General features: G+C 31.6%; 9 protein-coding genes. 3 read left to right on the top strand and 6 right to left on the bottom strand.

The genetic code is table 11. The annotated features are described in order from the left end of the window. Nucleotides 1-554 precede the first annotated feature (554 nt). The 6 genes from ACJJVO_RS09100 to ACJJVO_RS09125 all read right to left on the bottom strand — a co-directional run bounded on the left by ACJJVO_RS09100 (nt 555) and on the right by ACJJVO_RS09125 (nt 10,848). Nucleotides 555-2,354 carry a putative porin gene (locus tag ACJJVO_RS09100; protein WP_405573108.1) on the bottom strand — a complete coding sequence of 600 codons (1,800 nt, stop codon included), beginning with the start codon at nt 2,352-2,354 and terminating at the stop codon, nt 555-557. A gap of 309 nt (nt 2,355-2,663) precedes the next feature. Beyond that, nucleotides 2,664-4,586 carry a S8 family serine peptidase gene (locus tag ACJJVO_RS09105; protein WP_405573111.1) on the bottom strand — a complete coding sequence of 641 codons (1,923 nt, stop codon included), beginning with the start codon at nt 4,584-4,586 and terminating at the stop codon, nt 2,664-2,666. Between the two features lie 229 nt (nt 4,587-4,815). Continuing rightward, nucleotides 4,816-5,640 carry a hypothetical protein gene (locus ACJJVO_RS09110; protein ID WP_405573114.1) on the bottom strand — a complete coding sequence of 275 codons (825 nt, stop codon included), beginning with the start codon at nt 5,638-5,640 and terminating at the stop codon, nt 4,816-4,818. A gap of 9 nt (nt 5,641-5,649) precedes the next feature. After that, complete coding sequence (locus tag ACJJVO_RS09115; protein WP_405573117.1) at nt 5,650-6,489, bottom strand: hypothetical protein; 840 nt, start codon at nt 6,487-6,489, stop codon at nt 5,650-5,652. 13 nt (nt 6,490-6,502) lie between these two features. Continuing rightward, complete coding sequence (locus ACJJVO_RS09120) at nt 6,503-7,903, bottom strand: RagB/SusD family nutrient uptake outer membrane protein (RefSeq protein ID WP_405573120.1); 1,401 nt, start codon at nt 7,901-7,903, stop codon at nt 6,503-6,505. An 11-nt stretch (nt 7,904-7,914) separates the two neighbouring features. Further along, on the bottom strand, nt 7,915-10,848 hold the full coding sequence (locus tag ACJJVO_RS09125) for a SusC/RagA family TonB-linked outer membrane protein (protein ID WP_405573121.1): 2,934 nt from the start codon (nt 10,846-10,848) through the stop codon (nt 7,915-7,917). Nucleotides 10,849-11,063: 215 nt separating this feature from the next. Between ACJJVO_RS09125 and ACJJVO_RS09130 the strand changes: the two genes are divergently transcribed. The 3 genes from ACJJVO_RS09130 to ACJJVO_RS09140 all read left to right on the top strand — a co-directional run bounded on the left by ACJJVO_RS09130 (nt 11,064) and on the right by ACJJVO_RS09140 (nt 15,203). After that, on the top strand, nt 11,064-11,666 hold the full coding sequence (locus ACJJVO_RS09130) for a ribonuclease HII (RefSeq protein ID WP_405573124.1): 603 nt from the start codon (nt 11,064-11,066) through the stop codon (nt 11,664-11,666). A 33-nt stretch (nt 11,667-11,699) separates the two neighbouring features. Then, the gene (locus ACJJVO_RS09135) at nt 11,700-14,063 is read left to right on the top strand and encodes a ribonuclease HII (RefSeq protein WP_405573127.1); all 2,364 of its coding nucleotides are present in this window, start codon (nt 11,700-11,702) and stop codon (nt 14,061-14,063) included. A gap of 90 nt (nt 14,064-14,153) precedes the next feature. Further along, on the top strand, nt 14,154-15,203 hold the full coding sequence (locus ACJJVO_RS09140) for a nucleoid-associated protein (RefSeq protein WP_115817989.1): 1,050 nt from the start codon (nt 14,154-14,156) through the stop codon (nt 15,201-15,203). The last annotated feature ends 103 nt before the right edge of the window (nt 15,204-15,306 follow it).

Genomic DNA, 15,306 nt, shown 5'->3' on the forward strand with positions numbered 1-15,306 from the left:
TTTGCAGTAGTTTTGGTTCAACCCAAAAACAAAAAACCCTTACTAGATAACTAGTAAGGGTTTTACAAATATCGATTTATCATCGATACAAAAAAGGCGGCGACCTACTCTTCCACAGTAAAGCAGTACCATCGGCGCAAACGGGCTTAACTACTCTGTTCGGAATGGTAANGCTAAATCTGTCTGGAAATGAACGTGCGAAACTTAAACTAGTGTCTTTGTTTCGGGGTGCAAATATAAAACCCTTTTCTAAACCCACAAGTCCTTTTTCCTTTTTATTTTAATCTTTTTTTTAAGACTCTAATGTCCAAATAAATACAAATGTTTATTTCTAAAAATCTTACACCTAACAACTATGAATAGACCTATGCTTATATTATAACTATTCAGTAAATTAAACCTTAGGATATAGTTAAATAATAAAAACCCTTGCTTTTAGGTTACAACCAACCCTAATTATATATTACTAATAACAAGACTACCACTGTACTATATTAAACAAACTTTAGCCAAACGGTTTTATTAATTTAGTCAAGCTATTATACGAAGTCTATTTAAAGAAAGAAATCCCAGACTAGACCAAAGCGAATAATAAAGTCCCTATATGGCTGGTTAGGTGCGGAGAAATAATCGTAACCAGTAAATGATGAATTAAAGTGTTCCGCCTTTAAGAAAATTCGCGCTTGTCTTACTTTGGCATTAATAAAGAAATCTAATCTAGGAAAAGCACCTAATTTAGTTTCATTTTGTGTGTAAAATTCTGCCAATAACGGATCATACCCATTCATATTATATTTTGAAAAATAGTTTAAGGTTACTCCTGTTTGCACCATCATTGATTTTTTAAACAAATAATTTGTATAATATAATGTATTTCGAGTAATGAACTCAGGAACATTTAGAACTTGGTCATCACTAACAACATTTTGATACATAATTGTGTTGTCTAAAGCAAAATTACCTAGCTTGAATTCCTTTTGAATCTTTAGTCTTAAGTATTGAAGTGGTTTATTGTATTGTTTTGGCTTAATAATATTAATCTCATCTATAGTTTCCTCTAAATTAAAATAAGTATAATTATCAATATTTGATATATCAAGGTATGCGTTAACAAACTTTTGAGATTGTACATTGAATTTTAACTGTTGTGTATTTACATTTTTGAAATTATCAAAATTGTACCAATTATAATTAATATAATCACTTTGATATAATAAATAATTATAATTAGCAAGTCTAGAATTAATTGATATCCCACCTGAGAGTGATATATCTTTGTTTAGCTTAAGACTAATTGATCCATCCAAAAAACTACCAACAAATGTGTCCGAAAGATTTATACTACCCTTACCAGAAATATTAAAACTCTTATATGTCTTTGAATATGCTCCTTCTAATCCTAGGAAGTTCGATTTAATTCTATTTGGTATAATCGGCTGACTAGGAAATAGCACTATACTATTATAACCATAATTTATATCAGTATAGTTTAAAGCTAATCCTATTTGGCCTAAAAATTTATTAGAATAATTGACACCAACTGACGTCTCAAAGTTTTCTAATGTTACTTTATCTTTAATACTATTGGTAAAAGCATCCCCAAAAAAGTCAGTTGAAGCCGTTAATTGGTCAAATTGATAATACTTATCTTCAAATGAAATCTTATTCAATATAGAAATTCTATTATTTAAGGAGTCTTGCTCAGAATTTAGTTTATAAGAATGCTCGAAATAAAACTGTTTACCCTCTAATATATTCTCTGCATCCTCGAAATTTGGATCAAACACAGACCTATCTGAAAACTCCTTATTTCCAGATGTAAAATTTTCAATGTCCTCAGTTGTTATTCCACCATTTTCTTGGTTTAATAAATCTTGCATTACAATATACCCCTTAGCACTATAACGCTTATCCTTTGTATGATAATTTGAATTGAAACGAAAATTACCAGAACTCGTTAATGCATTTTGATATTTCCCAAGAGACCTTAATCCTTTATATGCTATTGAAAAATTGAACTGTTTAGATAGGTTAACCGTAAAAAAAGCATCTAATAATTGTCCTTGATCAAAAGCAGTTTTATAAGTTAATCGCGTCCATGGTGTTGGAACTTCATAAAAATAAATATCCTCATGCTCCAAATAATTAAAATGACGGGCTCTCGCTCCAAATTGAGGTACTGATAGCTTTTCTGCAGCATTAAAACTTAATGTATTATATGTTTGTCCAATATTAGCAAATGGCATTAAACCAAAATTGTCTTTTTGAAGATAATTAAATTTTAAATCTTTTTTTATAGATAAGGTTGTATCTACTGATATGGAATCTAATTCACTATTAAATTGCTTATACATATCTATTATCGCAACATTCTTAAACCCTTTTGTACGATTTGTCGGTAAAGAATCGTTTGATATAGATTGTTGTCTATTTGTTAGTGACTTGCTAGTAAGTTTTGTTTGAGCAAAGAGACTTATTGACAAAGACAAAAAGATAAGTATGAGAAAATATTTTATGTACATTTAAGACTATATGATTATCGAACAAAGAAAACTATAAAATATTGTTTATGTATGTAAAATTACAATTTACTTAACATAAAAAAGACCAACAGTTAATAATGTTGGTCTTTTTTATTCTAATAACTGAATAAGCGTTTTACTTTATTCAATAATTATTTTATGAGATGTAGTATTAGTACCCTGAGTTATATTTGCAATATAAACACCTGAAGCTACTCCATTTAATTCTATAGTTGTATTAAACTGAACAGCATCATTAGCATAACTATTTTTAAATACTAGTCTTCCGCTAACATCATAAATATCTATTTTAACGTCGTTATTATTATCTATGTTAGAATCGAAACGAATATTGAACTCTCCATTATTAGGATTTGGCCATATCGCAAAATTATCTTGTTTAAACTCTGCATTATTTAAAACCAAATCCGCTCCAGTTAAAATTAAAGAGAATGGTTGTACTCCGTTTATTAAAAATGGTTGCTTATGAGTTACTGTTAATGTATAACTACCAGCAGAACCGGTACTTATATTGATTCTTTCAACATTATCAACAACGTTATCTCCTTTAGTCGCAGACTGAGTAACATTTGCACTGTTTAATTTCCATGGCATGTAGATATTCGTACCATCCGTAATTCTAATATCTAAATCATTAACTAAAACAGGAGTTGCATCATTTACAATACCTGATCTATCGGTTCCGGCAGGATCTGTCCAACATATAGTAGCTATTATTGGGCTTGAACCTGTTGAGTTAAACGTATAAGAAAACGTACCACCACTACTCAGATTTTCTTCAGCCACTATAGCTGTACCATTACTAGCACCAGTAATTGCTTCTGCCATTTTTTTAACATTTAACAATCCCCATCCATAGATAGGATCTGGTCCAATATTAATAAAATCATCATCAGCAGTATGGCAAGCTAGACCTTTTAATGTCGCAGACTTCATAAAGCTAGAATGTAATTGATTATAATACTCCTGCATTAAAAGCAAACTTCCCGCAACAGTAGGAGAAGACATAGATGTTCCTGAAGAAGTTCCGTAAGCACTATCATCAGCACTGTAAGTTGAATAAACATCAGAACCATCTGCAGTAATATCTGGTTTAATTCTACCATCATCAGAAGGTCCTTGACTACTACTCGCACTAATATTTATACTAACCAAATTCCCATTACCGTCAGTACTAATAATTGGGTTATTAGCATTAGCAACAATAAGATTATTTTTACTATTTTTTTCCCCAACCAACTTATCGTAACCATTTGCTGTACCACCAGTATAACTTTCTAAACCATCATTACCTGCAGATACTACTTGTAAATAATATGGTGCGCTAAAAGCAATTTGATCCCATAATCTTGCACTACCATCATATGTACCCATTGTAGAAGCTGGCTGACCATCAACTGGAACACCGTATGAATGATTTGATATCAACAAACCATTAGATGTAATTTCATTAATTACTTCACCATTATCACCATTCCAATCATAAGAAACAATATCAGATTTTGGGCTCATACCTAAAGCACTTGGATTTACACCAGATGCACCAATAGTACCAGTAACGTGCGTCGCATGATTATTAATACCTAAAGATGAATTAATATCTGGTGCCACAATTCTAGATCCACCTCCAAATACTCTAAATTCCGTATGAGTAGTTCTCGCTGAACCACCATCCCAAACACCAATATACATAGATTCACCAGTTAAATTTAATCCGAGGTCACCTCCTGGCTTTACAAAATTTGTTCTACTGGTTCTAGCCCCACCGACATTGTCCGTAGATATATAAACAGCCTTATTATCAACAATTTTTCTAATTTGCATAACCTTATTTCCATCTCTTTTAATTCTTGGTACATTGTTAGCCTTAACAAATACATTTATAATACTGTCGTTAATTTTTTGTTGCTCTGCCGCATACTGACTGAGTTTAGTTAATTCACTTATATTAGTTTCTCTTAGAATTTCTTCAACTTCTAACTTATTCTGAGAATAAGTATTAAAAGATAACAAGCAAACAACTATAAAATAGATTTTCTTCATAATATAAATTTTTCTTTAATAGCAAGCATTTTTACATTTTGAATAAATGCAGCTAAACCAATCTTCTTTTTTTAGTAAAGGTAATAAAAACTTAGGATAAATAAATAATAAAAAATAGGGTTTACTCATAAAAACAAAGGACCATCATTTATTAGATTTGAAAAGTATTGAACAAAAAAAAACCTCACTTTATAAAAGTGAGGTTTTAAAAAAATATTATAAGTGACTACTATTGTAACACTACCGTTATACTTTCGCCAAATAAACTTTCATCTAATAAATCTAAACTAATAACATCTTCACAAATATCATAAGTTCCTGATCCAGAAATAACATAAGCTATATCAATAAGATATCCTTGGCCTGCAGATTCACCACCAGAAAGAACAGTAATATCATAAGTTACAGGATCAATAGAAAATCTTAATGGTCCAGGGAAATCACCAGGATTAACACAACCACCACAAACAATTCCTATTAATTCATCACCCCAACTAACGTCAAGATCATAAGTGTTATCCATTCCAGCAACAGGTGTTACATTAACAGCATAACCTTCTTGACTTGCTCCATTAGGAACAAAAACAGAAGTACCTACATAACTAGATGATAAATTTAAAGCAAATTCTGGAGTTGAATAGTTGTACTCACTCACTTTTGCAGATCTAACACCATCATTATTTAGAGTTATAAAGTAAGCTTTATAATCTGTTGAAGGATTCAAATTTCCAGATGTAATACTAGCGGCACCATTTACAGGTACAACTGCAGTACCTTCATCAAATATTGTTTGAGAATCAGGTGCGTCTGCGTCTGCACTCAAAAACATATAGTAAATAGTATTAGTAAAATTTGAAGAAGAGATACTAATATCAGTTCTACAAGGCGACTCACTAGATACAACAAAGCTCACATCGTTAATTAAAGCTGTAGCCTCTTGAGGTGGCACATCATATGTAAAAGCATCATCAGTATTACAAGCAGTAGTGAACACTAAAAGGATCACAGCAAGTATATTTAAATAACTTTTAGATAATTCTATATAATTCTTCATATTATTATTTTATAGTTTAGTTAAAATGAATTGATAAGGACCAGCAGTTGAAATGGGACCAGTACATGTGATAGTAAGATCACTATCACTATATATAGAAGTTTCATATTCGTATTCATTCCACTCGGCTATTAATGGAGACCCATCATCTATTATAACTTCTTTAGTACATGTAATAAAGGTTACCACAACCCCATCATTAAAATAAGTATTAAACCCTGGTGAATTAGTAAAAATAAGTTTTGTACCAGTGGTATCACTAGGATCCAAAACAGCTTCCATTTGATATGACTCACCGAAAAAGTCTCCCAAACCAAATCCTGCATTAGGAGTAGCGTCATCATCAGGATCACCAGTAAATATCTCATCTACATTATATGTACCAACAAAATCAGAGATTTCTATTGGACAATCATCCTCAATAATCCTAAAATCAGTAGTTACATTATAAATACCTTGACCTGCAATACCTAAAGGTGCAGCAGTATTTCCTTCTATTGAAAAAGTAATAATAATATCATCAGAGGCTACTGCGTCATCTTCTGGTATTACAGTAATATATCCAACAAACTCGCCTGCAGGAATATTAATCATACCATTAGCTGGTAATACTGTAAAACCATTTGGCACTGTAGCTGTGTAAGTAAAGCTCACATCTACACCATCTGTATTTTCGTTAGATGAATAAAGAATTGGTACTTGCATTGACGCTTCTCCTTCAGACATGTTGTCCGAACTGTTTTCAAATTGTAACCAATCACTATTTAGTCCTAAATCTGACGTTTCAATATCCTCACAAGAAGATAATAAAACAGTTATAAGTAATAAAAATAAATATTTCGTTTTCATAATTGTGTGTGTTTTAATATACAGGATTTTGAGTGATATCAGGATTTACAAATCTTTCATCTTGAGGAATAGGTAATGTAAAAAGATAATTACTACTCTGTAGAGTACAAGCATCTGCATTAAGTATAGAACAGTCATTAGTATCTCTTACTAAATCAGTACCTGTTCTCTTTAAATCTAAAAATCTATGTCCTTCGAAAGCAAGCTCTCTATAACGCTCATCTAAAATATTAGACATTGCAACAACCACATTAGAGAAACTCTCTGGTGTATATCCTACAATTCTATTCATTCTTAATTCATTATAATCATCAGCAGCCAAAACAAGTTGTGTAGATCTTGCATAAGCTTCTGCTCTGATTAAATATTGCTCAGAAATACGGAAATCTTTAATGTGATTTAAACCAACTTCTGCCACGTTACCTGGATACTTATTAATTACTCTAGTTGTATTATCAATAAGGTTTAATCTGATATCATTAGCCTCATAAGAATTAAATAATTTCTCTGAAGCTAACCAATATGTAAGTGCAGAATTCGCATTGTAAATTTGGCCGATAGCATCATCACCTACAACTCTAGCTAATTTAAATATATTTTCAGCATCTTCATTATCCGTCCAAATTGAAGGGAAACTAGCCGTATCCGTCAAATTATACTTATCTATCAATACAGTAGATTTTGTAATTGCCGTAGGGAAATCCTCACGATATAATGCCATTCTAGCTTCCAAAGCTGTAATTGCATCCAAAGAAAAGAAAGTATTATCATTAAAAGTATCAGGAATTAAATCCTTTGCTAAAGCTAAATCATTTTCAATACCTTGAAAAACTTCACCTACTGTATTTCTTAGAGGCCTTTCTAAAACCACAACATAATCAATATAAGGAACTGCTAAAGCATCATCATTTGTATAAGAAGTGCTAAAATAAGTTAATGATTTAAAATGACTCCATGCTCTTATTGCATAAAGCTCACCTTTTAATCTATTAAATTCAGCTTCATCATCAGCATCTACACTTAAATTACCCGCAGCTTCTAAAATACGGTTAGCTCTATTAATTACTGAAAAGTAACTATTATATAGCGATAAAACAGTTGCATCTGAAGTCGTTATTGACCAAGTATGCACTTGTACTCCTTGTCCATTATTAGATGAAGGTAATTGCAACTCATCAGTAAACCATGAGTTCCAAGAAATAGCACTGGTAGCAGGCATAAAAGCGTAAACTCCTATAACCCCATCTCTAAAATCTGTTAAGCTTGTAATTGCATTACTTTCAGTTATTTCATCATCTGGACCAATATTGTAAGCATCCTCACAACTAGTAAAAAGAGATAGAGATAACATTAGTAAAACTAAACTTGAACCTAGTTCTTTACTAAAACTTAGTATGTTATTTTTTATTTTCATTTTCATTTATTTTAAAAGTTTAAATCTACACCAAACGTAATTGTTCTAGGCGTTGGATACTCATATCCTGCAATATTGTTATCATCCTCTGGATCAAAACCACCAAAGTTTGTCCATGTGTAAAGGTTCTGACCTTGAACATATACTCTAATTCCAGAGAACAAATTAATTTTTTCTAAAACTTCAGGATCTACAGTATAACCAATTGTAACATTAGTTAATCTCATGTATGAAGCATCTTCAATATCAGCAGAACTAAATTCTCTATTATTCCCAAAACCAGCTATATCAGTAATCTGACCAGGTGTTCTCCATATATCTAACATTGCTGTAGATAAATTAAAGTTAGAAAAATTAGGATTTTCTTGGAAGAATGTTTGGTTATTATATCTGTAATAATCATTTACCCAAGTAAACTGAGCAGAAACATTGAATCCTTTATAGTTAATTTGAGTTCCGAAACCACCAGTCCAAGTTGGTTCGTAACTTCCCCATTTAGCCAATGCGTTCTCATCACTAAATACGTCAGTAATATTACCATCAGCATCCAAATACAATGCTTGTCCGTTAGCAGGATTAACTCCAGCCCAACCTACAGCATAATGAGATCCGAAAGCTAAACCTTCTCTAACAATAGAAGTACCTAATTCGTATTCATCAACTTGACCTAAATCAGTAATTTCATTTTTATTGTAATTGAAATTAAAATTTAAACTCCAAGAAAAATCTTTTGTCTGTAATACAGTACCTGTGATTTGTCCATCGACACCTTTATTTTGCATCTTACCAACATTAGAGTCAATAGATGTAAAACCAGATGTACCAGAAAGACGTTGATCAATAAATAAATCTGAAATACTTTCAATATAGTAATCAAGGCTACCTCTTAATCTATTCTTAAACAACCCATAATCAACACCAACGTTAAATTTCTCAGACTCCTCCCATTTCAATTGGTTATTCCCAATAGAAGCTACAGAAATACCTGCAATTCCGTTGTAAGAAGCTGTACCATAAGTACCTTCATCTTGGAAATCAGCAATACCTAACTGATTACCAGTAGTACCTATACTTGCTCTTAATTTAAGATTATCTATCCAATCTGCGGTTAAGAAATCTTCATTATGTAAAGCCCATCCTGCTGCAACTGCATAGAACGTACCCCATTTATTAGCTTCAGAAAATCTTGAAGATGCATCTCTACGTATTGTAAATTCAGCAAAATATTTACTATCGTAATTATATTTAGCGTTAGCAAAAATACCTAAAAGACCTCTCTGTGTAACTGAACCACCAACTTCTGGAATAAAACCATTAGTATCTGTACCAGCAGTTATACCTGTAGCATAACCAAGTCTCTTTGGATCAATTCCAAATCCAGAAAAAGTACCACTCTTAGCATGATATTTATAATACTCAACGTGTGCCGCAACATCTACGTTATGAACATCACTAAAAACATTGCTATACATTAAACTTGTAAGTGCATTAATGTTAGCGATGTAAGAATTCGTAAAACTATACCCTCCTTGATCGCCAGTAAAACCAGCATTTTGACCAAAATATGTATCTGGAGAAGCACCTGTTTCTGATTTTCTATCCCTATAATCAATACCAAGACTTACTCTTGCTGTTACATTCTTCACAATCTCTAAACTTGCGTTACCGCTAATGTTTAATTTTAAATCAGCACGCTTACTTACGTTAGTTTCTAAATTTTCTAAAGCATTACCACCAATTAAAACACCTCCTGTATTATAAGAGCCATCTTCATTATAAGGTAAATCATAAGGATTTGATAAATAAACAGCAGCAAAAGGATTATTTAAGTTAATTCCATTTTCACTACTAATAAAGTTAGATTTAGAATAACCTATCGATGTACTAACACCAACTTTAAATCTATCTGAAACTTTGTGATCTAAATTTAATCTCGCAGTAAATCTCTGAAGGTCGGACCTAAGACCAATACCTTCTTGATCATAAATACCTACAGAAGTAAAGAATTGAGTTTTATCATTACCACCTGTAACAGAAAAATCATGAGTCTGTGTTATACCTGTTCTGAAGAATATATCACTCCAATCCGTATTAGGAGCGGTTGCGATATCCTCATCAGTCCATTTTCCTGGTGTTTGCCAGTTTTCAAAAATCATCTTCTCACTACCGGTCATCATCTCGAAACGTAGTTGTCCGATTTCAGAAATACCATACTGAGTAGAATACTTTACTCTAGATTTCCCAGAAGTACCTCTTTTAGATGTAATTAAAATTACACCACTACTACCTCTAGATCCATAAATAGAAGTAGAAGCTGCATCTTTTAATACAGTAATGTTTTCAAAATCATTTGCGTTTAATGTCGCAAAATCATTCGCAGTAATTGGCACACCATCTAAAATATATAAAGGATCTGAACCTCCATTAATTGAGTGTGTACCTCTAATTCTTACCTTAGCACTAGTACCAGGTTGTCCTGAACCAGAAGATATATGTAAACCTGGTGATTGACCTTTAAGAATTTGATCAAAAGAACCGATAGGCACTTGCTCAATATCTTTAGCTCCAACTGTAGAAACAGCACCAAGCACAGATTCTTTCTTCTGCTCACCGTACGCAACAATAACTACCTCATCAAGAGTGCTACCATCTTTCAATGCTACATTATAAGTGTTCGAAGCACCTATTTTAATTTCAGCAGGTGTCATACCCACATAAGAAATCACTAAAACATCGCCAACATTAACTTGAATGGAATATTTACCATCAAAATCTGTTTGTTGACCTTTAGAAGTTCCTTTTACAACTACACTAGCTCCTGGAAGCGGTAATTCATCCGAAGCGGTTGTAATCGTACCTGTGACAGTTTTTTTCTCTTGTGCAAAAGAAAACTGCATCACGAACGCCATAAAAAGCGTTAATAACCATGTTAATTTTAATTTCATAAAACAATTATTTGAGTTAGTCTATTTGCAAACATCTTAATTAAATATTAAATAACCAAGCGTTTTTGCCAAAAACATGTTAAAGCTTTTGCGGATTATTCAACAAACCTTTGAATCCATTTTATATAATGTTTTAGGCATGTAACTCATTATTAAGATGCAAAAACTGTAAAAGGGTTGCGTTAAAATTTTAACTTTGTTCAAAATTTAACATTTTGGCTCTAAAAATTCAATTTTCCACCTATAATTTAGAATGTGGCACCGACGAAGCAGGTAGAGGTTGCTTGGCAGGCCCTGTTACTGCAGCTGCAGTTATTTTACCTCTAACTTTTAAAAACAAAGTTCTGAATGATTCTAAACAGCTTTCTGAAAAAAAGCGGTTTTTGCTAAAACCTATTATCGAAAAAGAATCCATATCTTTTGGCGTACAACATATTTTTGAACCCGAAATAGACACCATCAACATCTTAAACGCTTCCATTAAAGCCATGCATGGCTCAATTTCTCAATTAAAGCCAATACCCAAATATATTATAGTAGATGGCAATCGGTTTAAGCCATATGAGTCAATCCCATATTCCACTATTATAAAAGGAGACAGTAAATATTTGAGTATTGCCGCTGCTTCTGTATTAGCAAAGACATATAGAGATACATTTATGGAGATCATCCACGAAGAATTTCCTATGTACAACTGGAAACAAAACAAAGGCTACCCAACCAAAGAACACCGAGCAGCAATTAAAAAATATGGAATTACTAAATATCACAGAAAATCATTTAGATTATTGCCTGAGCAATACCAATTGGATATATAACTTTTTATATTTGTATTCTAAAATATTCAATTAATGAAGCAACTTGGTTTTTTTACAATTTTATTCACTCTTCTATGGTCTTGCCAAAAAGATTACAACAAAACCAAACAGCCTTATAAATTTATTCCACAGGAATCGAGTGCTATTATCCAAATAAATGAGCTGAATGATTTTATAAGTAGTATAGACAACAATGAAATTCTATCTAGCTTATATCAAAAAGAGTTAAAAAATGCATCTCAAATCTTAAACCAACTTCACACTACGGAAGAAATTTTTATCGCTTTTTCAGATTCTACTCAAACTGATTATTTAATTCTCACAGAAAACGATAGCACTTTATTTATTATTGATGCTATTCCAAATCACATTTCGGAAACCTTAAAGGATTCTAAAATTGAAAAAACTCAAATTAACGATTATACCTTCTATCATACCGTTTTAGGGAATACTTTTTGTGGATCTAACAATCTAGAGCTCTTAAAAAACTTAGATCCCCAAAATGAAAATGAAGAACTCAGTAAATTAATAGAAACTACAGATAAAAAATCAGTAGCCTCTATCAGCTTTAAATCAGATGCCTCCAATTATTCAAAATTACTATTTACAAGTATTGGAAATAAAACACACTCTAGCTTTACTACTTTAGATTTAGACTACACTGATAAAGGTTTAAATTATAACGGCATTTTAACCTCTAAAGACTCAAGTACCAATTACCTTGAGACTTTTAAAAATACTATTCCCCAGAAAATAAACACCCCTTCAATAGCTCCTCTTGGCACAAGTTCTTTAATCAGCATTACCTACGATGACTTTTCAATATTTAGTAAAAATAGTGCTGTATTAAAAGACAGTACCGCTATAAGCAATAGAACATTTCTAAACCTAACTAATGAGGTTGCCTTAATAAACAATGCCTTACTACTTCATTCGTTAGATACCAATTTAATTTTAGAATCTATTGAAGATAAATCGCATACAGAATCCTTTAGAGACATTGACATTTTTGAATTTAACGAACCTGACTTTTTTAAGTCTAATTTAAAGCCTTTTATAAGTTTTGAAAATGCTAATTACTTTTCAGTTTTTGAAGATTTCGTAGTCTTTACATCCTCATTAGATACCTTAAAATCCATCTTAACAAATGCACTAAACAATAATACATTGGCAAATTCAGATGCTTTTGAAAGTATCAATGATGATTTGAGTGATGAAGCATCGTTGTTTATTTTTAAAGATTCTGAAGGGTTATCTCAAGTTTTAGGAAAACCCATGAGTGGCTACAATGCCAATGCTGTTCAATTTGTAACAGAAGATAATTACACTCATATTAATGGAGTCATTCAAAAATTCAAGAAGAGAGCAGCGTCAAATTCAGTAACAGAAACTTTTACTTCTTCGCTTGAAGCGATGATTTTAACAGTACCTCAAGCGGTTAAAAACCATGTTTCAAAATCGCATGATATTGTAGTACAAGATGTCAACAATGTGCTTTATCTTATTTCAAGTTCAGGGAATATTCTTTGGAAAAAAGAATTAAGTGGTAAGATTTTAGGCCAAATAGAACAAATTGACATATACAAAAATGGCAGATTACAATTAGCATTTGCTACACCAAATCAGTTATATGTTTTAGATAGAAATGGCAATGACGTATCTCCTTTCCCTTTAAAATTTAAAGACCCAATAACGCAACCGCTTTCTGTTTTTGATTACGACAAACGCAAAGATTACAGACTGCTAATTACCCAAGGCAAAGACCTTGTAATGTATAATGCAAAAGGTAAAACGGTTAGTGGTTTCAAATACAAAAATAATGGCTCTGATATTATTTCTCAACCCAAACATTTTAGAATTGGCACAAAGGATTATATTGTCTTTAGTGCTGGAGAGAATCTCCAAGTTTTAAACCGACAAGGATCAAATAGAATAAACGTAAAAGATAGAATTCAATTTTCTAATAACGCCATTTATTTATATCAAAATAAGTTTACAACAACTAACACACTTGGTCAACTTATTCAAGTAGATACACAAGGAAAATTAAGCACAAAAAACCTCAATCTTTCTGATAAACACAAAATTACCACAACCAGTAAAACCCTCGTCTCTTTAAACGAAAACAGATTAAATATTAAATCTAGAACCATAGATTTAGATTATGGAGATTATACAGAACCTAGAATTTTCTATCTGAATGATAAAATCTACGTGACCACAACCGATTTACAATCAAAGAAAGTATATCTATTTGATAGCCAAGCAAAATCCATCCCAAACTTTCCTGTTTTTGGTACATCTAGCGCTACTTTAGAAAAACTAGATAATGACAAGGGCTTAGAACTTATAACGCAAAGCGACGATAAAACGATTGTTGTTTACAAACTGCATTAAAAACGCATTACATTTAAACACTATTTTAACTTTAAATAGCCCCTATGTTTTGTAGTATTGCATAATATAATTTAGACTTTAATTTTCATCATGATTAAAAGACAAAAAGCTTCAATAAAGAGCTGTATAATTCACAAAGTAGGTAACAAATTTAACGGTACAAAAAATGCCTTTTCAGATGCAATTGTAGATTTTGATGAAGCCACCTATAACCTCATGCTACCCTATCTTCTAAAACCTTTTGTTAGCGTTGCAGAGAGCTATCGTTTTCATCATCATAGTGATGTTGGACTCAATGAGATTAATACTTACAGCGATCAACTTTTTAAAGAAGAGGCGGATTTTGTTGATCTTTCTAAACACATAGTCACTCACTTATTTGAACAAAGTAATTCTGCTCAAATTAAAACTGGAGATGTACTGATTTGTCATTTTGAAAACGTGCAATATGAAGACTATTTTACAGATGCAATTGGCATTTTTAAAATTGAAAATAAAACAGAATTTTTTCAGACGTATTTAGAAGATAACAACTACGATATTTTAGTGCAAAAAGGGATACAAGCAAAAAAAGTTGACAAAGGCTGCTTAATCTTAAATACTTCTGATATGGAAGGTAAAATTGTGTTTAGCGTAGATAACAACACTTACGATACACAATATTGGATAAAAAGCTTTTTAAACATCCGATATCCAGACGATAGCAATCAGCATACTAAAAACTGTATTGAATTGTGCAGAGAATTTTCTAAAGAAGTACTTCAACCCAATTTTGGAGGCCAAGAACAAAGTAATTTCTTAGCTAAAACTGTTGACTTTTTCAAAGAAAATGAAATTGTAAATATTGACACTTTTAAAGAAGAAGTTTTTGATGAAGAGGATAAAATTCAACTTTTTGAAGACTACAAAAAAAATTACGAAACCGACCATAAAGTACTCATTAGAAACCAATTTGACGTTTCTGAAATTGCCTTAAAAAAGCAAAAACAAAAAATTAAAACCGAAATAAAACTCGATACTAATATTCAAATAAAACTCGATGTAGATGCACCAGATGCATCTGCAGAATATTTAGAACGCGGTTACGATGAAGAAAAAAAAATGCACTTTTATAAAGTGTTTTTTAATGATGAAACTTAATGAATAACAGGGCATGTTGGTCTATACTGTAAGTATATAAAAATTCAAGTTAAAATAGTATAACGTTGGCTATTTTACTTACAACAATAGAACTAAAATTGTT

The organism is Winogradskyella sp. Asnod2-B02-A (genome assembly GCF_045063645.1).
In the GTDB taxonomy this organism is placed as follows: domain Bacteria; phylum Bacteroidota; class Bacteroidia; order Flavobacteriales; family Flavobacteriaceae; genus Winogradskyella.

What these genes read in the sequence shown, in the direction of transcription:
- ACJJVO_RS09100 (WP_405573108.1), bottom strand. Translation starts at nt 2,354, where the DNA reads ATGTATAAGCAATTTAATAGTGAATTAGATTCCATATCAGTAGATACA.
- ACJJVO_RS09105 (WP_405573111.1), bottom strand. Translation starts at nt 4,586, where the DNA reads ATGAAGAAAATCTATTTTATAGTTGTTTGCTTGTTATCTTTTAATACT.
- ACJJVO_RS09110 (WP_405573114.1), bottom strand. Translation starts at nt 5,640, where the DNA reads ATGAAGAATTATATAGAATTATCTAAAAGTTATTTAAATATACTTGCT.
- ACJJVO_RS09115 (WP_405573117.1), bottom strand. Translation starts at nt 6,489, where the DNA reads ATGAAAACGAAATATTTATTTTTATTACTTATAACTGTTTTATTATCT.
- ACJJVO_RS09120 (WP_405573120.1), bottom strand. Translation starts at nt 7,903, where the DNA reads ATGAAAATAAAAAATAACATACTAAGTTTTAGTAAAGAACTAGGTTCA.
- ACJJVO_RS09125 (WP_405573121.1), bottom strand. Translation starts at nt 10,848, where the DNA reads ATGAAATTAAAATTAACATGGTTATTAACGCTTTTTATGGCGTTCGTG.
- ACJJVO_RS09135 (WP_405573127.1), top strand. Translation starts at nt 11,700, where the DNA reads ATGAAGCAACTTGGTTTTTTTACAATTTTATTCACTCTTCTATGGTCT.
- ACJJVO_RS09140 (WP_115817989.1), top strand. Translation starts at nt 14,154, where the DNA reads ATGATTAAAAGACAAAAAGCTTCAATAAAGAGCTGTATAATTCACAAA.